This is a genomic window from Streptomyces sp. NPDC052910 (genome assembly GCF_055585605.1).
The window spans coordinates 334,656-352,302 of record NZ_JBVJJR010000007.1; the positions used below are offsets into that span (position 1 = coordinate 334,656).

Genomic DNA, 17,647 nt, shown 5'->3' on the forward strand with positions numbered 1-17,647 from the left:
GGGCTGCGCCCCAGACCCCCTGATCGCGGCTCCGCCGCTCGTCCTCAAACGCCGGACGGGCCGAATAGCCCGCCCGGCGTTCGCCGTCTACTTGTCGATGTCCCCCACCACGAAGAACAACGACCCCAGAATCGCCACCATGTCCGCCACCAGCGTCCCCGGCAGCAGCTCCACCAGCGCCTGGATGTTGTTGTACGAAGCCGACCGCAGCTTCAGCCGGTACGGCGTCTTCTCGCCCTTGGACACCAGGTAGTACCCGTTGAGACCGAGCGGGTTCTCCGTCCAGGCGTACGTGGCGCCCTCCGGGGCCTTGAGGACCTTGGGAAGGCGCTGGTTGACCGGGCCGGGCGGGAGGTCGGCGAGTCGGTCGAGGCAGGCGTCGGCCAGTTCGAGAGCGTTGTGCGTCTGGTCCAGGAGGCACTCGAAGCGGGCCAGGCAGTCGCCCTCCTCGCGGGTGACGACCTTCAGGACGTCGGCCAGCTCCCCGTAGGCCAGGTACGGCTCGTCGCGCCGGAGGTCGAAGTCGACGCCCGAGGCGCGGGCGATGGGGCCGCTCACCCCGTAGGCGTGCACGGCCTCGCGGGACAGGACGCCGACGCCGCGCGTCCGGCCGCGGAAGATCTCGTTGCCGAGCACCAGGCGCTCGTGGACGTCCATGCGGGAGCGGACCTCGGCGATCGCCTGCCGGGCGCGGCCCGTCCAGTTGGCGGGCAGGTCCTCCTTGAGGCCGCCGACGCGGTTGAACATGTAGTGCATCCGGCCGCCGGACACCTCTTCCAGTACCGCCTGGAGCACCTCGCGCTCGCGGAAGGCGTGGAAGACGGGGGTGATGCCGCCGAGCTCCAGCGGGTAGGAGCCGAGGAACATCAGGTGGTTGAGGACCCGGTTCAGCTCGGCGAGCAGGGTGCGGAGCCACACCGCGCGCTCGGGCACCTCCATGCCCAGCATGCGCTCGACGGCCATGACGACGCCGAGCTCGTTGGAGAACGCGGACAGCCAGTCGTGGCGGTTGGCGAGCATGACGATCTGGCGGTAGTCGCGGGCCTCGAAGAGCTTCTCCGCGCCGCGGTGCATGTAGCCGATCACCGGTTCGGCGCTGCGCACGCGCTCCCCGTCGAGGACGAGGCGCAGCCGCAGCACTCCGTGGGTGGAGGGGTGCTGCGGGCCGATGTTGAGCACCATGTCGGTGCTCTCCGCCGCGCCGCCGATGCCGACTGTCGTCTCCGTCATGGGAACAGTTTCTCAGCCGGGCCAGGGCGGTCGCGCGCTCGTGTCCTCCGTGAGGAGGTCCGCGCACTCCGGGCCGACGGGCTGGAGCAGCCAGCGGAAGCCGCCCATGCCGCCCGGCGAGGTGAGTTCGCCCGCCTCGCTCGCCGCGCCCAGGGCGCGGACGTAGCCGGCCGGGTCGGAGGAGGCCAGGGTGAGCGGCGGCCGGCGGCCGTCCACGCCGAGGGCGCGGAGCGCGGCGCGCTGGCTGAGCAGGGTCGCGCCGGGTCCGGCGCAGGCGTCGAGGGCCACGTGCGCGGTGATGTCGCAGGTGCCGTCGGGCACCGGGCGGACCTCCCGGCCCTCCCGGAAGCCGGTGAGGGTGCCGAACGGCGGGCGGGTGGCGCGCTCGTGCGCGTAGTCGGCGGCCACGGCCAGGCCGGACCGCAGGGTGCCGACCGCGCGGGCCCACGCCTCGTCCCGCGTCCGGCCGATCTCCGCGCGGCTGCCCGGCGGCGCGCCCTCCAGCGGCCACCAGCGGGCGAGCCACTCGGCGTCCGCGCCCGTCACCGGGTCGCCCGGCAGCTCCTCGCCGTCCTCCTGGACGAGCACCTGGCGCGGGGTGCCGCCGCCGTCCGTCTCGACGACGTCCACCGGGACGTTGTCCAGCCACTCGTTGGCGAAGAGGAGGCCGGTCACCCCTTCGGGTGGTGCGTCCCGCCAGACGACGCGCTCGTCGAGGCCCTCGGGGCGGGCGGCGCGCTCCACGGCGTACGGGCGGAGCCGCCCGGCCAGTTCGGGCGGGCACTGGGCGAGCACCCCGGCGACGAGCTCGCCGCGCCCGGAGGCCATGTCGACGAAGGCCAGTTCCTCCGGCGAGCCCAGGGCATGGTCGACCCTCCGCAGCAGCTCGGCGACCGCGCCCGCGTACAGCGGGGAGGCGTGCACGGAGGTGCGGAAGTGACCGGCGGGGCCCTCGGGGCGTCGGTAGAAGCCGTGGGGTCCGTACAGGGCGGCTTCCGCCGCCGCCCGCCAGGTGCGCGTCCCGGGTGTCATGTCCCCACGCTATGCGCCTTCGGCGAGCCGTATCCCCTCGCGTCCCCCTGCGCCTCCTCCGCGCCTCGCCCGCCGCCCCCCGCCTCCCTCCACCTTGGGGAGTAGGCAGGGCGGACCGGGATCGATCGCCGGAGGGACCCCGGCACGCGGGCGGGGTGCCTACGCTGGGTGACGTGCACCGCCTCTACGAATTCCTCCGCAGACACCCCACAGGTGTGGACAGCTTCTGGGCCGTGTTGCTGCTGGGGCTGTGCGCCCTGACGCTGGCCGAGGAAGGGGCGACGAGCGCGGCCCAGCGGGCCGCTGCGGTCGGTGTCTCGCTGCTCATGTGCACGGTGCTGGCGCTGCGGCGCCGGATGCCGGAGAAGATGCTGGTCCTGGCGATCCTCGTCGGGCTGTTCCAGCTCGCGTTCCGCGTCGAGGTCAGCATCTACGACGTCCCCATGCTGGTGATCGTCTACACGGTGGCGTCCGGCACCCGCCGTTGGGCCTCCCGGGTGGCGCTGGCCGGCGGTCTGCTGGCGCCCGTCCTGTACTTCTGGCGCTGGCCCGACCAGTCGAGCGACTCGGTCACCCACGACCTCATAGGGCTCGCCTTCGCCGCCTTCCCCTTCCTGCTCTCCTGGGTGCTCGGCGACCGGATGCGGACCCGCCGCGCCTACTGGGACCAACTGGAGGAGCGGGCCGCCCGGCTGGAGAAGGAACGCGAGCAGCAGGCGAAGATGGCGGTGACCGCCGAGCGCGCCCGGATCGCCCGCGAGCTGCACGACGTCGTCGCCCACAACGTCTCGGTCATGGTGGTGCAGGCGGACGGCGCCGCCTACGTCCTCGACTCCTCCCCCGAGCAGGCCAAACAGGCGCTGGAGACCATCTCGGGCACCGGCCGCCAGGCGCTCGCCGAGATGCGCCGGCTGCTGGGCGTGCTGCGCACCGAGGACGGTTCCGCGCCGGCCGGCGAGTACGTGCCGCAGCCCGACGTCGAGCAGATCGAGGAACTCGTCGAGCAGGTGCGCGGCGCCGGCCTGCCGGTCGACTACCGGGTCGAGGGCAGCGCCCGGCCGCTGCCGAGCGGCGTGGAGCTGACCGCGTACCGCATCGTGCAGGAGGCGCTGACCAACACCCGCAAGCACGGCGGTCCCGACGCCGGCGCCAGCGTCCGGCTCACCTACTTCGACGACGGGCTCGGGCTGCTCGTCGAGGACGACGGCCGGGGCGCGCAGCACGAGCTGTACGAGTCGGGCGGCGCCGACGGCATGGGCCACGGGCTGATCGGGATGCGGGAGCGCGTCGGCATGGTCGGGGGCACGCTGGACGCGGGGCCGCGTCCCGGCGGAGGATTCCGGATCAGTGTGCTCCTGCCCGCGAAACCGGGCCGCTGAGCGCCCCGCATCCCCTCCGCTTCACCTCTGATCTTTACCTCTGGCCTTCACCTCCGCACGATCCTTGGGAAAGGGACCCCGCATGGCGATCCGCGTGATGCTCGTCGACGACCAGGTGCTGCTGCGCACCGGCTTCCGCATGGTGCTGGCCGCCCAGCCCGACATGGAGGTCGTCGCCGAGGCCGGCGACGGCGCGGAGGCCCTTGAGGTGCTGGCGGGCAGCGAGGTGGACGTGGTGCTGATGGACGTCCGCATGCCGCGGATGGACGGCGTCGAGGCCACCCGCCGCATCTGCGCCCAGGGGGAGGGCGCGCCGAAGGTGCTGATCCTGACCACCTTCGACCTCGACGAGTACGCGTTCTCGGCGCTCAAGGTCGGGGCCAGCGGCTTCATGCTCAAGGACGTGCCGCCCGCCGAGCTGCTGGGCGCCATCCGCTCGGTGTACAGCGGCGACGCGGTGGTGGCCCCCAGCACCACCCGCCGGTTGCTGGACCGTTTCACCCCCATGCTGCCCGGCTCCGCCCGCGAACCCGCCAACGCCGACCTCGACCGGCTGACGGGCCGTGAGCGCGAGGTGATGCTGCTCGTCGCCCAGGGGCTGTCGAACGGCGAGATCGCGGCGCGGCTCGTCCTCTCGGAGGCCACGGTCAAGACGCACGTCGGACGCATCCTGACCAAGCTCGGGCTGCGGGACCGGGTGCAGGTGGTGGTGATGGCCTACGAGAGCGGCCTGGTGCGGGCCGGCGGGGGCGCGGGCTGAGACGGTCCGCCGGGCCGGGATTCAGCGCCCGGCCGCCCGCAGGACCCGCCGCGCCAGTGCGTGCGAGCCGACGGCCGCCACCCCGGCGACGGCCAGGCCGGCCGCCGCGCGCCGGGGGCTCCCCGGCCGCAGCACCCCCGCCCGGCGCAACCGCCCCCGGGCCCACACCGTGAACGGCAGGACGACCAGCGGGGTGGTGACGACGCCGGGCGTGTAGCCGCGGGTGACCGCCGCCTGGGCCAGGTGGACCAGGCCGTGCAGGCCGAAGCCGTCCAGAGCGGTCTGGTAGAAGGCGGAACGGCCGTCCGTCCGGTGTCCTTCGGCCGCCGCGGCGCCGACGAACACGGCCATCGCCGCGACGGCGACGGGGAACTCCCGGCCGCCCGCGGACCCGGCCGCGCGCCAGAGCCGTTCGGGTACGCGCGGGTGGCGGGCCCGCAGCCGGGGGATCCGGGCGCGGACGAAGCGGTTCATCGTCGCCAGTTCCTCGGCGTCGTGCACGGCCCAGGCGGCGAGGAGGCCGAGGGTGACCGCGGGGGCGAGGGCTCCCGCCGGGTCCGTTCTGATGGTGTGATCCGTCATGAACGGCCACTCTGGCAAGCCCGTTCGGGATCGTCATCCCCTGGCGTCCCGGTCGTTGCTCACACCACGGGACCGCTCACCAGCTCCTTCACCGCCACCACCAGATCGTGTGTGCTCGGATGCGTGGGCTGCGCGGGGTGGGCGAGGTACACGGTGGCCGCCTCCGCGTCGGCGATCCGGACGAAGCGCACCCCGGGGTGGGCGTGGCTCTCGGCGGTGCCCGCGGCGGCGACGCCGATGCTGTCGCCGACGGCGATGACGTTCAGCCACTCGTCGACGTCCTGCACCGCGGCCCCGGTCGACGGCCGCCGTTCCCGGCCCCACAGGGCCGGCCCCGAGGTGCTGTCCTCCCGCCACAGGGTCAGCGTCTCGCCGGAGAGCTCGGCGAGGGTGACCTCCGGCCGCGCGGCCAGCGGGTGGTTATCGGGCAGGGCGGCGAAGCGGTCCTCCGTGTAGAGGGGGATGACGCGCAGCCGCGGGTCACCGGGGTCGGCGCGGATGACGGCGGCGTCGGTCTCGCCGGTGGCCAGCCCGGCGGTGCCCTCGTCCCGGCGGCGCAGCTCCAGCGGGACGTGCGGGTGGTCGCGCCGCCAGGACCGCACCAGCGGGACGGTGGACCGGCCGAGCACCGCGCAGGAGTACCCCAGGCGCAACGGGCGGGAGACGGCGGCGGTGTCGGCGAGGGCGGCGTCGACGTGGGCGAGGATCGCCCGCCCGTGTTCGTACAGCGTGCGCCCCGCCGGGGTGAGGGCGAGCCGGCGCGCGGAGCGGTCGACCAGAGGTACGCCGACGCGGCTCTCCAGCCGGGCGAGCGTGCGGGACAGGGCCGGCTGCGTCAGGTGCAGCCGGGCGGCCGCGGCCGTGACGGTGCCCTCGTCGGCGATGGTGACGAGGGCGCGGAGATGACGCAGTTCCACATCCATGCGTCGGGAGCATAGTGCCTGCGCAGACGGCATTTCCGGGCGTGCGACGGGCTCCGTACGGTCGTTTTCGGCAGTCAGTCCGCATCTCGTGACCCCAAGGAAGAGAGCCTCCCGTGAAGATCCTCCTCGTCGGCGCCTCCGGCACCATCGGCCGCGCCGTCCACACCGTCCTGACCGGGCGCGGCCACCAGGTCGTGACCGTCGGCCGCACCGGCGGCGACGTCCGCGCCGACGTCTCCGACCCCGCCGACGTCGCCCGGCTCTACGAGCGGGTGGACGGACTGGACGCGGTCGCCGTGGCCGCCGGTGACGCGGTCTTCGCACCGCTCGGCGGGCTGACGTACGACGACCTCGCCGCCACGCTCCGGACCAAGGCCCTCAGCCAGCTCGAACTGGTCCGCCAGGGCACCCGGCACATCGCCCCCGACGGCTCGTTCACGCTGGTCACCGGCGTGCTCACGCACGACCCGATCCCCGCGGGCGCGGCCGCCGCGGCGGCGAACGGCGCCGTCGACGCCTTCGTCCGCACGGCGGCGGTCGAGCTGGCGCCGCAGCGGGTGAACGCCGTGAGCCCGGGCGTCGTCGCGGAGTCCGCGGACGCGTACGAGAGCGCGTTCCCCGGGATGGAGACCGTGCCGGCGGAGCGGGTGGCGCGGGCGTACGTGCGGTCGATCGAGGGACGGCTCACGGGGCGGACCTTCCGGGTCGGGTACTGAGGCGCCCGGCTCCCGGAAGGCCCTACCGCAGGACGCCCTCCAGGAAGTCGCTTCCCAGCCGCGCCACCACCGTCAGGTCCAGTTGGTGCAGGACGTATCGCCCCCGCCGCCGGGTCGTGATCAGACCCGCCTTCTTCAGCACCTTGATGTGCCGCGACGCCTCCGGCGCGCTGATGTGGTGCTCGGCGGCCAGTTCGCCGGTGGTGCAGGCGCTGCGCGCCAGCCACCGGCACATCCGCAGCCGCATCGGGTGGGCCAGGGCCTCCAGCCGGCGTTCGATCAGCTCCAGGGAAGCGGGTCCCGCCGCCTCGGGGGAGCCGATCGGATAGTGGATCACCGGCCGCCAGCCGGGCGCGTACAGCACCAGCAGGTGGGGCCAGCCGAGGGCGGACGGGGCGAGGGTGACGCCGGGGCCCGTCTCCGGGTCGAGGGCGGTGGTGCGGCCGGACGTCAGCTTGTCCACCCGGATGCGGGTGCCCGCGGCGTCCTCTTCCAGCGTGACGGCGGGCGACACCTCGGCCAGCGCCTCGCGCAGGCCCTTGTGGCGCAGGAGCTCGGTCTTGTGCCGGACGTCGCTCGCGAGCTGGTGACTCACCCGGCGCCAGACGTCCCCGAAGAACGCCTCCTCGCAGTCCTCGAACAGGCGGCGGAGCCAGATCCTGACGTCGTGCGGGTCCTTCAGCATGCGGCGCGCGAACTCCAGTTGGCGCGGGCCGCGGGCCGCCGCGCGCTCCAGCGCGCGGTCGCGGGCGGCCGCGTCGCGCAGGGGCGACGCCGAGCCGGGAGCGTAGTAGTTGGAGCAGGTGAGCTCCAGCGCGGCGGAGACGTACTGCTCGTCGTCGAGCCGGTCGAGCAGGTCGAGGTCGTCCCTGAGGGTGGCGCCCGGCCGGCCGGCGGTGTCCGGGAGGGCCGCGAAGGCGTCGAAGACGTCGGAGATCACCGTCGTCCACAGGAAGTCCGCCTCGCAGAGCCGGTCCGCGAGGTCCGGCTTCATCCCGGCCGTGGTGGCCGTCACCCAGCCGTGCAGGCCGGGGTGGTGCTTGGGCTCCCGCAGGGCGTGCAGGGCGTGGCCCAGCTCGGTGAGGGGCGACGCGGCGAAGACGACACGCTCGGGCGGCAGGCCCGTGACGTCGATCATCAGGCTCATGACACTCATTCTGGGGTGCTCCCCGGACCGGGCGTGATCGTTTGACGGTCCGCGTCAATCGACGGGCGGGCAGCGGGGACGGCGGCGCACGCTGGGGGTATGGACGCGACACAGCAGCATATGTTCGACAGCTACCGCGCCGCCCGGCAGGGGGACCCGGCCCCGCCCGTACCGGGCACCGACGAGATACGGACCGTCCGGCAGATCCGGTTGTGGCGGGAGTTCAGGGCCGTACTGGACGGGCGGGTACAGCGGAGGAGACGGGGCTGGACGGTGCGGCGCCGGCCCGCCGAGACGCCGGCACGGCGGGTGCCGGCGGGGTGCTGAGCCCGCCGGCGCGGGCGGGCGGGGACGGACGCGGCCGCCGGTGTCCTGTCGCCGGCCCGGAGCGTCCCTGCGCAGCCCCGGCGGGTGGCCGGGCCGCCCTCCTCGGCGGTCCCGAACGGCCTTCTCGCAGGCCCGCCGCCGTCCTCCTCGCGACCGATCGGGAGCGCGTAGCATGACAGCGGAATCGTCCGGTACCCCCGCGGACTGGAACGGAAGGCACCCCGCCGCGTGAACGCACAACCAACCCCCGACCGGCCGAGCCCGCAGGACCGGCCCGCCCGCCTCACGGTCGGCGTCGTCGGCGCGGGCCGCGTGGGCCCGGCCCTCGCCGCGTCGCTCCGGCTCGCCGGGCACCGGCCCGTCGCCGTCTCGGGCGTCTCCGACGCCTCGCTGCGGCGCGCGGCGGAAATCCTGCCGGGCGTCCCCGTCGTCCCGCCCGCCGAGGTGCTGGCGCGGGCCGAACTGGTCCTGCTCACCGTGCCGGACGACGTCCTTCCGGGGCTCGTCGCCGGGCTGGCCGAGACCGGGGCCGTCCGCCCCGGGCAGTTGCTCGCGCACACCTCCGGACGGCACGGCGCCGCCGTGCTCGACCCCGCCACCAGGGCCGGAGCCCTGCCGCTCGCCCTGCATCCCGCCATGACGTTCACCGGCACCCCGGTGGACGTCCAGCGGCTGGCCGGCTGCCCGTTCGGCGTCACCGCGCCCGAGGAGCTGCGGCTCGCCGCCGAGGCCCTGGTGATCGAGATGGGCGGCGAGCCCGAGTGGATCGACGAGGCCGCCCGGCCGCTCTACCACGCGGCCTTGGCCATCGGTGCGAACCACCTGGTCACCCTGGTGGCCCAGGCCATGGAACTGCTGGGCGCGGCGGGCGTCGGCAACCCCTCCCGGATGCTCGGCCCGCTGCTCGGCGCCGCCCTGGACAACGCGCTGCGCAGCGGTGACGCCGCGCTGACCGGTCCGGTGGCGCGCGGTGACGCGGGCACCGTCGCCGCCCACGTCGCGGAGCTGCGCCGGCACGCGCCGCAGGCCGTCGCCGGGTACCTGGCGATGGCCCGGACGACCGCGGACCGCGCCCTCGCGCACGGCCTGCTCAAGCCGGAGCTCGCGGAGGACCTGCTCGGCGTGCTCGCGAACGAGGCCGGCGGGACGAACGGAGGAGAACGGTGACCATGGGGACCATCCGGCTCGTACGCGACACCGCCGAGCTCCGGGCCCTCCCGCGTGACCCCGTGGCCCGCCGCGCCGTCGTGATGACCATGGGCGCCCTCCACGAGGGCCACGCCACCCTGGTCCGCGAGGCCCGCCGGCTCGCCGGGCCGGACGGCCAGGTCGTCGTCACGGTCTTCGTCAACCCGCTTCAGTTCGGCCCGAACGAGGACCTGGACCGCTATCCGCGGACCCTCGACGCCGACGTGGCGCTCGCCGCGGAGGCGGGCGCGGACGCCGTGTTCGCCCCCTCCGTCGCCGAGGTCTATCCGGGCGGGGAGCCCCAGGTGCGGGTCACCGCCGGGCCCATGGGCGAACGCCTCGAAGGCGCCCACCGCCCCGGCCACTTCGACGGTGTCCTGACGGTCGTCGCCAAGCTGCTGCACCTCAGCGGGCCGGACGTCGCCCTGTTCGGGCAGAAGGACGCCCAGCAACTGGCGCTGATCCGGCGGATGGTCCGGGACCTCAACTTCCCGGTGGAGATCGTCGCCGTGCCGACCGTCCGGGAGGCAGACGGCCTGGCGCTCTCCAGCCGCAACCGCTACCTCTCGGCCGCCGACCGGGCCTGTGCCCTGGAGCTCTCGCGCGCCCTGTTCGCCGGGGCCGACGCGGCGGGCCGCGGCCCGTCCGCCGTCCGCGAGGCCGCGCGCGCGGTCCTGGACGGCGCGGCGTCCCTGGAGCCCCCGGTCGTCCTCGACTACCTGGCCCTGGTCGACCCGGCCGACTTCACCGAGGTGTCCGCCGGGTTCACGGGCGAGGCGGTCCTCGCGGTCGCCGCCAAGGTCGGCACCACCCGTCTCATCGACAACATCGTGCTGGACTTCACCCTGGGGGAACGGACATGACCGGCATACGACTCGCGGCTCCGCGGCCCGGCTGGTCCGTCGACGCGGACATCGTCGTCATCGGGTCGGGCGTCGCCGGCCTCACCGTCGCGCTGCGCGGCGCGGCCGCCGGCGCGCGGGTCGTGGTCGTCACCAAAGCGCGCCTCGACGCCGGTTCCACCCGCTGGGCCCAGGGCGGCGTCGCGGCCGCCCTCGGTGAGGGCGACACCCCCGCGCAGCACCTCGACGACACGCTCGTCGCCGGTGTCGGCCTCTGCGACGAGGAGGCCGTCCGCGTACTCGTCACCGAGGGCCCGGACGCCCTCCGCCGGCTGATCGCCACCGGCGCCCGGTTCGACACCGACCCCGCCACCGGCGAGGTCCTGCTGACCCGCGAGGGCGGCCACCACCGCAGCCGCATCGCGCACGCGGGCGGCGACGCGACGGGCGCGGAGATATCGCGCGCCCTGGTCGCGGCCGTCCGGGCGGCGGACATCCGCATCATCGAGCACGCCCTCGTCCTCGACCTCCTCAAGGACGCCACCGGCCGGGCCGCCGGCGTCTCCCTGCACGTCATGGGCGAGGGCCAGCACGACGGCGTCGGCGCCGTCCGGGCCCGGGCCGTCGTCCTCGCCACCGGCGGCATGGGCCAGGTGTTCGCCGCGACCACCAACCCCGCCGTCTCCACCGGCGACGGCGTCGCCCTGGCGCTGCGCGCCGGCGCCGAGGTCTCCGACCTGGAGTTCGTCCAGTTCCACCCCACCGTGCTCTGGCTCGGTCCGGACGCCGAGGGCCAGCAGCCGCTGGTCTCCGAGGCGGTCCGCGGCGAGGGCGCCCACCTGGTCGACGCCGGCGGTGTCCGCTTCATGCTGGGGCAGCACGAGCTCGCCGAACTCGCCCCGCGTGACGTCGTCACCAAGGGGATCATGCGCCGGATGCACGAGACCGGTGCCGATCACATGTACCTGGACGGCCGGCACTTCGGCGCCACGATGTGGGCCGAGCGCTTCCCCACCATCCTGGCCGCCTGCCGCGCGCACGGCATCGACCCGGTGACCGAGCCGATCCCGGTCGCCCCGGCCGCGCACTACGCGTCCGGCGGCGTCCGCACCGACCTGCACGGCCGGACGACCGTGCCCGGTCTGTACGCGTGCGGCGAGGTCGCCTGCACCGGCGTGCACGGCGCGAACCGGCTGGCCTCCAACTCGCTGCTGGAGGGCCTGGTCTTCGCCGAGCGCATCGCGGCGGCCGTGGCCGCCGACGCGACCGTGCCCGGCGAGCCCGTCCCGGCGGACGGCCCCGGCGAACCGCTCGTCGCGCCCGACGACCGTCACACGATCCAGCGGATCATGACCCGGGGCGCCGGGGTCCTGCGCTCCGCCGACAGCCTCGCCGAGGCGGCCGACCGGCTCGACGCCGTCCGCCGCGCCACGCACACCGACGGCAAGAGCGCCGAGCCCGGTACCGAGGCCTGGGAGGCCACCAACCTCCTGCTCGTCGCCCGCGTCCTGGTCGCCGCCGCCCTCCGCCGCGAGGAGACCCGCGGCAGCCACTGGCGCGAGGACCGCCCCGACCGCGACGACGAGCGGTGGCGCCGCCACCTCCTCGTCACCCTCCGCCCGGACCGTACGCTGGCCGTCTCCACCACGGAGACGACCGCCTTCCCCCCGGTTTCCCCTCCTTCCCCTCCTTTCAAGCCTTCCGCACCGAGGAGCACCGCGTGACCACGCCCGACGACCTCCAGTACCGGCTCACCACCCTGACCGACGAACCGGGCTGCGGTGGCGACTGCGCCTGCGGCGAGGGCGGCTCCGCCTACGAGTGCGGGCTCGACAGCGGCCTCGCGGCGCTGCTCGCGGACGCCGGGCTGGACCCGCTGCTGGTCGAGGAGATCGCGCACATGGCGGTCGAGGAGGACCTGGACGGCGACGTGGACGTCACCTCCGTGGCCACCATCCCCGAGGACGCCGTCGCCACCGGCGACTTCACCGCCCGCGAGGCCGGCACGGTGGCCGGGCTGCGGGTCGCCGAGGCGATCCTCTCCGTCGTCTGCACCGACGACTTCGAGGTCGAGCGGCACGTCGAGGACGGCGACCGGGTCGAGGCCGGGCAGCGCCTGCTGTCCGTCACCACCCGCACCCGCGACCTGCTCACCGCCGAGCGCAGCATGCTCAACCTGCTCTGCCGCCTCTCCGGCATCGCCACCGCGACCCGCGCCTGGGCCGACGCCCTGGAGGGCACCGGCGCGGTCGTCCGCGACACCCGGAAGACCACGCCCGGCCTGCGCGCCCTGGAGAAGTACGCGGTCCGCTGCGGCGGCGGCGTCAACCACCGGATGTCGCTCTCCGACGCCGCGCTGGTCAAGGACAACCACGTGATCGCGGCGGGCGGTGTCGCGGAGGCGTTCCGGGCGGTCCGCGAGCGGTTCCCGGAGCTGCCGATCGAGGTCGAGGTCGACCACCTGGAGCAGATCCCGCCGGTCCTCGCCGAGGGCGCCGACCTGATCATGCTCGACAACTTCACCGTCGAGCGCACCCGCGAGGCCGTCGCCCTGGTCGCCGGCCGCGCCCGGCTGGAGTCCTCCGGCCGGCTCACCCTGGCCAACGCCCGCGAGTACGCCGCCACCGGCGTGGACTACCTGGCCGTCGGCTCGCTCACGCACTCCTCGCCGATCCTCGACATCGGCCTGGACCTGCGGGAGCGGGACGCCCGGGAGCAGGGGGGTGCCGCCTGATGCTGCTCACCATCGACGTCGGCAACACCCAGACCGTCCTCGGCCTCTTCGACGGCGAGGAGATCGTCGAGCATTGGCGGATCTCCACCGACCCCCGGCGCACCGCCGACGAGCTCGCCGTCCTCTTCCAGGGCCTCATGGGCCGCCACCCGCTGCTCGGCGACGACCTGGGCGACGGCATCGAGGGCATCGCCATCTGCTCCACCGTCCCCTCGGTGCTGCACGAGATGCGCGAGGTGACCCGCCGCTACTACGGCGACGTCCCGGCCGTCCTCGTCGAGCCGGGCGTGAAGACCGGCGTGCCGATCCTCATGGACAACCCCAAGGAGGTCGGCGCGGACCGCATCATCAACGCGGTCGCCGCCGTCGAGCTCTACGACGGCCCCGCCATCGTCGTCGACTTCGGCACGGCCACCACCTTCGACGCGGTGAGCGCGCGCGGCGAGTACGTGGGCGGGGTGATCGCGCCGGGCATCGAGATCTCCGTGGAGGCGCTGGGCGTCAAGGGCGCCCAGCTCCGCAAGATCGAACTGGCCCGGCCGCGCAGCGTGATCGGCAAGAACACCGTCGAGGCGATGCAGTCCGGGATCATCCACGGCTTCGCCGGCCAGGTGGACGGCGTCGTCAACCGGATGGCGCGGGAGCTCGCGGACGACCCCGACGACGTCACCGTCATCGCCACCGGCGGCCTGGCGCCGCTGGTGCTCGCCGAGGCCACGGTGATCGACGAGCACGAGCCGTGGCTGACGCTGATCGGCCTGCGGCTGGTGTACGAGCGGAACGTGGCGCGGGCGTAGGGCGGCCGGTCGGGGCACGGGGCGGGAGCGGCCCGTCCGGGCGGGAAACGGGGGCGTGTTCGAGCCACGCCGCAGGGGCCGCGCTCAGCGAAAATTGTCCGTTTAGCACTTAAAGTCGGCCCATGCCTACGCCCTATGGATCCCACGGCGGCATGGCGTTCAGCGCCGACGAGCTGCGCGTGCTCCGACGTGCCCTCGCCATCGCCCTCCAGCCCCGCACCGAGAACGCCGAGAAGCAGAGCTGCCTCCGGCTCGCGCAGGCCGTGGACGAAGCGGCCAGGGAAGGCGGCAGGCTGCGCGCCTTCCTCCGCGCGGACCTCGCCCGCTATCGCGCCGCCCTGCCCGGCACCGCGCCCGGCTACGTGGAACGCCTCCAGGACGCCCTGGCGGCCGGCCACCGCCCCGGGGCGGAGGACCTGGCCGCCCTGCGCGCCCTGTGCGCCGCCCCGGCCGGTGCCGCCGAGACCGGCCGCCGCCGGTCCCTCCTCCAGCGCTGCGAACGGCTCGCGGAGGCCGCCGTGCGGACCCGGCTCGCCGACTGCGCGGCCCCCGGCCCGCGCGGCGCCCCCGCGAACGCCTTCCCGGGCGTCCTCACGAGCGCCTTTCCGTCCGCCCGGCCGCGCGGGGGCGCGCACGACGCCCTCCCCGCCGCGGCCGGCCCGGAAGCGCCCAAGCCGGGCGCCCGGCCCGTCGCCCGGCCCGGCCCGGTCCCCGGGGCCGACCGGCCGAAGGCGCCGCCCGCGCCGGCGCCCAAGTCCCCGCGGCCCGGCCGTCCCATCCCGACCCCCGGCGAGGTGTTCCCGCCGCGCCGCAAACCCACTCCGCCCGCCGGGAGCGCCGTTCACGCCGTTCACCTGGGCTTCGGGTGCGGAACGGAGGTCCACGGAGGGGCGTCGCCGGCGCGCGCGTAATCTGGACGGGGCGCGGAGCGCCCGCCCGCGGGACCCGTCCGGGTGCCGCAGGCCTCGCAGGACGTTCCGGACCCCCCTCCAGACCCTCCGACCCAGAAGGAGCCGACGGCCATGGACTATGTCGCCGCGCTCGTCCCGCCCGTGGTGATGGCGATCGCCTTCATCTCGCTGGTCGTGACGATCGTCAAGAGCCAGGGCGGTGCGAACAAGGCCAAGGAAGACGCCATCGTCGACGCCATGGCCCGCGCCGAGGCCGCCGGCGGTTCCCCGGAGGCGAAGACCGCGGGAGCCTGACCCACACCGGAAACCCGGTGGCACGGAGGGCGCGCGGCCCGGAGGAGTATTTCCCGGGCCGCGCGCCCTTTTTCCGGTCTCTTCGCGCCTCGGCTTCCGGTCGTCTTCGCGCCTCGGCCCGATAAACCGGCATTCGAGACATCTCCCACTATTATTCGCGTGTGGTTCGACGCCTCGGTGATCTGGAAGACGCCGTCATGACGCGCGTGTGGGAGTGGAACCGGCCGGTCACTGTTCGAGAAGTCCTCGAAGACCTTCAGCAGGAACGGTCGATCGCCTACACCACCGTCATGACCGTAATGGACAACCTGTATCAGAAGGGCTGGCTGCGCCGGGAAGCCGAGGGCCGGGCCTATCGATATGAGGCGGTGTCCAACCGGGCCGCCTACTCGGCCGCACTGATGAACGAAGCCTGGTCCGTCAGTGACAACCCCGCGGCCGCTCTCGTCGCCTTCTTCGGCATGATGTCGGCCGAACAACGGGAAGCCCTCCGGGACGCGATCCGCGTCGTCCAACTCGGCCGGCCCGGGGAGGACGAGCCCTCGCCGGGGCGATAGCGTCCGCTTATGCCCGCAGCTTCCGAACCGGCTTCCGCCCGGCCCGCCCCGGCAAAAGTCCTCACCGTCCGCAGGGCCCGGACCTCCGATGTGCCCGCCGTGCGCCGGCTCATCAACACGTACGCCCGTCACCGCATCCTGCTCGACAAAGCGACGGTGACCCTTTACGAGGACATCCAGGAGTTCTGGGTCGCGGAACGCGACGAAGACGGTACGGTCATCGGATGCGGCGCACTGCATGTGATGTGGGAAGACCTCGCCGAGGTCCGCACGCTGGCCGTCGACCCCACGGTCAAGGGCGGCGGGGTCGGCCACGCGGTACTCGACAAGCTGCTGCAGACGGCGCGCTGGCTGGGGGTGCGGCGCATTTTCTGCCTCACCTTCGAAGTCGAGTTCTTCGCCAAGCACGGCTTCGTCGAGATCGGTGAGACCCCGGTGGACGGTGATGTCTACAGCGAGCTGCTGCGCTCCTATGACGAGGGTGTTGCCGAGTTCCTGGGTCTCGAACGGGTGAAGCCGAACACCCTTGGCAACAGCCGGATGCTTCTGCATCTGTGACCGCCGGTCCCTATGTCCGAATCGCGCCCCTATCGGGCCGCCCTGGAAGCCGCCGTTCCCGCGGGGAAGGGCGACTGAACCTTCCCCGGGGGTTTGTGTTTTTCCGGGAAAGGCGGTTTGCTATTCCTCCGTAATCCCTTTTCTGCTGATGAAAGGAATCCCCCCGTGGCGCAGAAGGTTCAGGTCCTTCTTGTCGACGACCTCGACGGCGGCGAGGCGGACGAGACGGTCACGTTCGCTCTGGACGGCAAGACGTACGAGATCGACCTCACCACCGCCAACGCCGACAAGCTGCGCGGGCTGCTCGAGCCGTACGCCAAGAACGGCCGTCGTACCGGCGGTCGCTCGGCCGGCCGCAGCCGTGGTGGCCGCACCGCCTCCGCAGGGGCGAGCCAGGACACCGCGAAGATCCGCGCGTGGGCCAAGGAGAACGGTTACAACGTCAACGACCGGGGCCGTGTCCCCGCCGACATCCGTGAGGCGTACGAGAAGGCCAACGGCTGATCCCCCGTCGGCCCCCTGCGCGACCGTCCGGCGCGCAGCAGCCGAGTCCGGTGGCACTCCGTGGCCGCCGCACTCACCAGCCGTACGTAATCGGGGGCGAGCCTGCCGCCCCCGAGGCCGGTCACCGGAAGTGTCGGCTCCACCTCGCGACCAGGCCGGGGAGGCCGCAACCACACGGCCTCCCGCGGATCGGAAAAGCCCTCGTCCGGGGATTCCCGGGCCTCCGTGGTCTCCCGGGTCTCCCGGGGCCCGCGGCCTTCGCGGTTCTCCCGGCTCGTCCGGTTCGCCCGGGTGGTCCCGTTACCGCGGGAGCGGATGCCCACGGGCAGCGGTGCGGGGATCCGGCCGCCGGAGCCCAGCGCCGTGAGGTCCAGGGCGATGCCGTCCCACTCCAGCCAGCGCAGCAGCTCCGGCAGCTCGTCCGAGCTGCCCACGGCGGTCAGGAACCACACCGTCCCGGTCCGCCGGTCGAGCGCCACCGGGCCGGTGGGGCGCACCCGCGCCAGGACCGCGACGCCCGCGTCGGCGGGCAGCCCCAGCGCGTCGAAGCGCACCCCGGTCGGCAGCCCGAGCGGCTCGCCGTCGGTCGTGGGCCAGCCGAGCGCGTGCTCGTACCAGCGTCGCCGCCGGGCCTCGGGCCCGTCGGAGAGCCGTGGCTCCACGTCCCGGGGGAGACGGGGGCCGGGAAGCGCGCCGGGCGCGGGAGCGGCCGACTGGACGGGTGGCGGGTCCCGCGGCGGAACGCGCGGTAGGACGTGTGGCGGAACACGCGGCGGAACTCGTGGCGGAACTCGTGGCGGAACGGAGCCCATGACCGGTGCAACTGAGCCGGGCCCTCCGGGTTACGCAGTGTCCGTAATCGGGCACGCTCCGTACAAGAGGAGCGGGGCGCACAAGCGCTCCCGGTAGCGCGAGGGTGTTCGCCCGTAGCGGAGTACGCCGGCCCACGCCGCATGGAGCGTGCGCCCCTGGGGGTAGGACTCCCACCATGGGGAGAGGCGGTACCGCACGGCTCGTGACGGTTCCGCCGGCACGATCCGGGGGTGCGGCCGGTCCGGCGGGACCAGGGGTGCGTTCGCCATCGGCGTAGTGGCGGTGAGCGTATATGCCTGGCCTGCGGGAACATCGTCTCCCACCATCGGGTTGGAGGAGTTGTCGGCTGTTCG

General features: G+C 74.1%; 20 protein-coding genes. 14 read left to right on the forward strand and 6 right to left on the reverse strand.

Annotated features, from left to right (window positions below):
• Nucleotides 1-87 precede the first annotated feature (87 nt).
• Complete coding sequence (locus tag ACZ6X9_RS25500) at nucleotides 88-1,230, reverse strand: NADH-quinone oxidoreductase subunit D (RefSeq protein ID WP_469780315.1); 1,143 nt, start codon at nucleotides 1,228-1,230, stop codon at nucleotides 88-90.
• A 12-nt stretch (nucleotides 1,231-1,242) separates the two neighbouring features.
• The gene (locus tag ACZ6X9_RS25505; protein WP_469780316.1) at nucleotides 1,243-2,262 is read right to left on the reverse strand and encodes an SAM-dependent methyltransferase; all 1,020 of its coding nucleotides are present in this window, start codon (nucleotides 2,260-2,262) and stop codon (nucleotides 1,243-1,245) included.
• Nucleotides 2,263-2,435: 173 nt separating this feature from the next.
• Here ACZ6X9_RS25505 and ACZ6X9_RS25510 point away from each other — a divergent pair, with 173 nt between their 5' ends.
• Nucleotides 2,436-3,641, forward strand: coding sequence for a sensor histidine kinase (locus ACZ6X9_RS25510; RefSeq protein WP_469780317.1), 1,206 nt, complete (start codon nucleotides 2,436-2,438; stop codon nucleotides 3,639-3,641).
• An 82-nt stretch (nucleotides 3,642-3,723) separates the two neighbouring features.
• Nucleotides 3,724-4,401, forward strand: a complete 678-nt coding sequence (locus tag ACZ6X9_RS25515) for a response regulator (RefSeq protein ID WP_469780318.1) — start codon at nucleotides 3,724-3,726, stop codon at nucleotides 4,399-4,401.
• A 21-nt stretch (nucleotides 4,402-4,422) separates the two neighbouring features.
• Here the strand turns inward: ACZ6X9_RS25515 and ACZ6X9_RS25520 are convergent, their stop codons facing one another.
• Nucleotides 4,423-4,983 (reverse strand): HXXEE domain-containing protein, encoded by a 561-nt coding sequence (locus ACZ6X9_RS25520; protein ID WP_469780319.1) that lies wholly within the window; start codon nucleotides 4,981-4,983, stop codon nucleotides 4,423-4,425.
• Nucleotides 4,984-5,042: 59 nt separating this feature from the next.
• Entirely contained in the window at nucleotides 5,043-5,906 is an 864-nt protein-coding gene (locus ACZ6X9_RS25525; protein ID WP_469780320.1) for a LysR family transcriptional regulator, read from the reverse strand.
• A gap of 113 nt (nucleotides 5,907-6,019) precedes the next feature.
• Here ACZ6X9_RS25525 and ACZ6X9_RS25530 point away from each other — a divergent pair, with 113 nt between their 5' ends.
• Nucleotides 6,020-6,622, forward strand: a complete 603-nt coding sequence (locus tag ACZ6X9_RS25530) for a short chain dehydrogenase (protein WP_469780321.1) — start codon at nucleotides 6,020-6,022, stop codon at nucleotides 6,620-6,622.
• Between the two features lie 22 nt (nucleotides 6,623-6,644).
• Here ACZ6X9_RS25530 and ACZ6X9_RS25535 read toward each other — a convergent pair whose 3' ends face one another.
• Entirely contained in the window at nucleotides 6,645-7,769 is a 1,125-nt protein-coding gene (locus ACZ6X9_RS25535; protein ID WP_469780322.1) for a DUF5937 family protein, read from the reverse strand.
• A gap of 99 nt (nucleotides 7,770-7,868) precedes the next feature.
• Between ACZ6X9_RS25535 and ACZ6X9_RS25540 the strand changes: the two genes are divergently transcribed.
• The 11 genes from ACZ6X9_RS25540 to ACZ6X9_RS25590 all read left to right on the forward strand — a co-directional run bounded on the left by ACZ6X9_RS25540 (nucleotide 7,869) and on the right by ACZ6X9_RS25590 (nucleotide 16,481).
• Nucleotides 7,869-8,096, forward strand: coding sequence for a hypothetical protein (locus ACZ6X9_RS25540; protein WP_469780323.1), 228 nt, complete (start codon nucleotides 7,869-7,871; stop codon nucleotides 8,094-8,096).
• Nucleotides 8,097-8,324: 228 nt separating this feature from the next.
• Nucleotides 8,325-9,263 carry a Rossmann-like and DUF2520 domain-containing protein gene (locus ACZ6X9_RS25545; protein WP_469780324.1) on the forward strand — a complete coding sequence of 313 codons (939 nt, stop codon included), beginning with the start codon at nucleotides 8,325-8,327 and terminating at the stop codon, nucleotides 9,261-9,263.
• Between the two features lie 2 nt (nucleotides 9,264-9,265).
• Nucleotides 9,266-10,147 (forward strand): pantoate--beta-alanine ligase, encoded by an 882-nt coding sequence (gene panC, locus ACZ6X9_RS25550; protein ID WP_469780325.1) that lies wholly within the window; start codon nucleotides 9,266-9,268, stop codon nucleotides 10,145-10,147.
• Nucleotides 10,144-11,850 (forward strand): L-aspartate oxidase, encoded by a 1,707-nt coding sequence (locus ACZ6X9_RS25555; RefSeq protein ID WP_469780326.1) that lies wholly within the window; start codon nucleotides 10,144-10,146, stop codon nucleotides 11,848-11,850. The genes panC and ACZ6X9_RS25555 overlap by 4 nt, the downstream gene beginning before the upstream one ends.
• Nucleotides 11,847-12,860: a carboxylating nicotinate-nucleotide diphosphorylase gene (nadC, locus tag ACZ6X9_RS25560; protein WP_469780327.1), complete on the forward strand. Its 1,014-nt coding sequence runs from the start codon at nucleotides 11,847-11,849 to the stop codon at nucleotides 12,858-12,860. Before ACZ6X9_RS25555 ends, nadC begins: the two co-directional genes overlap by 4 nt.
• The gene (locus ACZ6X9_RS25565) at nucleotides 12,860-13,657 is read left to right on the forward strand and encodes a type III pantothenate kinase (protein ID WP_436779937.1); all 798 of its coding nucleotides are present in this window, start codon (nucleotides 12,860-12,862) and stop codon (nucleotides 13,655-13,657) included. The genes nadC and ACZ6X9_RS25565 overlap by 1 nt, the downstream gene beginning before the upstream one ends.
• A gap of 122 nt (nucleotides 13,658-13,779) precedes the next feature.
• Nucleotides 13,780-14,568, forward strand: coding sequence for a hypothetical protein (locus ACZ6X9_RS25570; protein ID WP_469780328.1), 789 nt, complete (start codon nucleotides 13,780-13,782; stop codon nucleotides 14,566-14,568).
• Between the two features lie 111 nt (nucleotides 14,569-14,679).
• Nucleotides 14,680-14,862, forward strand: coding sequence for a hypothetical protein (locus tag ACZ6X9_RS25575; protein WP_469780329.1), 183 nt, complete (start codon nucleotides 14,680-14,682; stop codon nucleotides 14,860-14,862).
• A gap of 161 nt (nucleotides 14,863-15,023) precedes the next feature.
• Nucleotides 15,024-15,419, forward strand: a complete 396-nt coding sequence (locus ACZ6X9_RS25580; RefSeq protein ID WP_436779934.1) for a BlaI/MecI/CopY family transcriptional regulator — start codon at nucleotides 15,024-15,026, stop codon at nucleotides 15,417-15,419.
• 9 nt (nucleotides 15,420-15,428) lie between these two features.
• A complete protein-coding gene (locus ACZ6X9_RS25585) occupies nucleotides 15,429-15,977 on the forward strand; it encodes an amino-acid N-acetyltransferase (RefSeq protein WP_469780330.1) in 549 nt (182 codons plus the stop codon).
• A 165-nt stretch (nucleotides 15,978-16,142) separates the two neighbouring features.
• On the forward strand, nucleotides 16,143-16,481 hold the full coding sequence (locus ACZ6X9_RS25590; protein WP_469780331.1) for a histone-like nucleoid-structuring protein Lsr2: 339 nt from the start codon (nucleotides 16,143-16,145) through the stop codon (nucleotides 16,479-16,481).
• Here the strand turns inward: ACZ6X9_RS25590 and ACZ6X9_RS25595 are convergent.
• A complete protein-coding gene (locus tag ACZ6X9_RS25595) occupies nucleotides 16,412-17,143 on the reverse strand; it encodes an SCO3374 family protein (RefSeq protein ID WP_469780332.1) in 732 nt (243 codons plus the stop codon). The genes ACZ6X9_RS25590 and ACZ6X9_RS25595 overlap by 70 nt on opposite strands.
• Nucleotides 17,144-17,647 lie beyond the last annotated feature (504 nt).

Coding starts and splice junctions, on each gene's coding strand:
- ACZ6X9_RS25535 (WP_469780322.1), bottom strand. CDS start 7,769: ATGAGCCTGATGATCGACGTCACGGGCCTGCCGCCCGAGCGTGTCGTC.
- ACZ6X9_RS25565 (WP_436779937.1), top strand. CDS start 12,860: ATGCTGCTCACCATCGACGTCGGCAACACCCAGACCGTCCTCGGCCTC.
- ACZ6X9_RS25500 (WP_469780315.1), bottom strand. CDS start 1,230: ATGACGGAGACGACAGTCGGCATCGGCGGCGCGGCGGAGAGCACCGAC.
- panC (WP_469780325.1), top strand. CDS start 9,266: ATGGGGACCATCCGGCTCGTACGCGACACCGCCGAGCTCCGGGCCCTC.
- ACZ6X9_RS25540 (WP_469780323.1), top strand. CDS start 7,869: ATGGACGCGACACAGCAGCATATGTTCGACAGCTACCGCGCCGCCCGG.
- ACZ6X9_RS25555 (WP_469780326.1), top strand. CDS start 10,144: ATGACCGGCATACGACTCGCGGCTCCGCGGCCCGGCTGGTCCGTCGAC.
- ACZ6X9_RS25585 (WP_469780330.1), top strand. CDS start 15,429: ATGCCCGCAGCTTCCGAACCGGCTTCCGCCCGGCCCGCCCCGGCAAAA.
- ACZ6X9_RS25575 (WP_469780329.1), top strand. CDS start 14,680: ATGGACTATGTCGCCGCGCTCGTCCCGCCCGTGGTGATGGCGATCGCC.
- ACZ6X9_RS25515 (WP_469780318.1), top strand. CDS start 3,724: ATGGCGATCCGCGTGATGCTCGTCGACGACCAGGTGCTGCTGCGCACC.
- ACZ6X9_RS25570 (WP_469780328.1), top strand. CDS start 13,780: ATGCCTACGCCCTATGGATCCCACGGCGGCATGGCGTTCAGCGCCGAC.
- ACZ6X9_RS25525 (WP_469780320.1), bottom strand. CDS start 5,906: ATGGATGTGGAACTGCGTCATCTCCGCGCCCTCGTCACCATCGCCGAC.
- ACZ6X9_RS25520 (WP_469780319.1), bottom strand. CDS start 4,983: ATGACGGATCACACCATCAGAACGGACCCGGCGGGAGCCCTCGCCCCC.
- ACZ6X9_RS25505 (WP_469780316.1), bottom strand. CDS start 2,262: ATGACACCCGGGACGCGCACCTGGCGGGCGGCGGCGGAAGCCGCCCTG.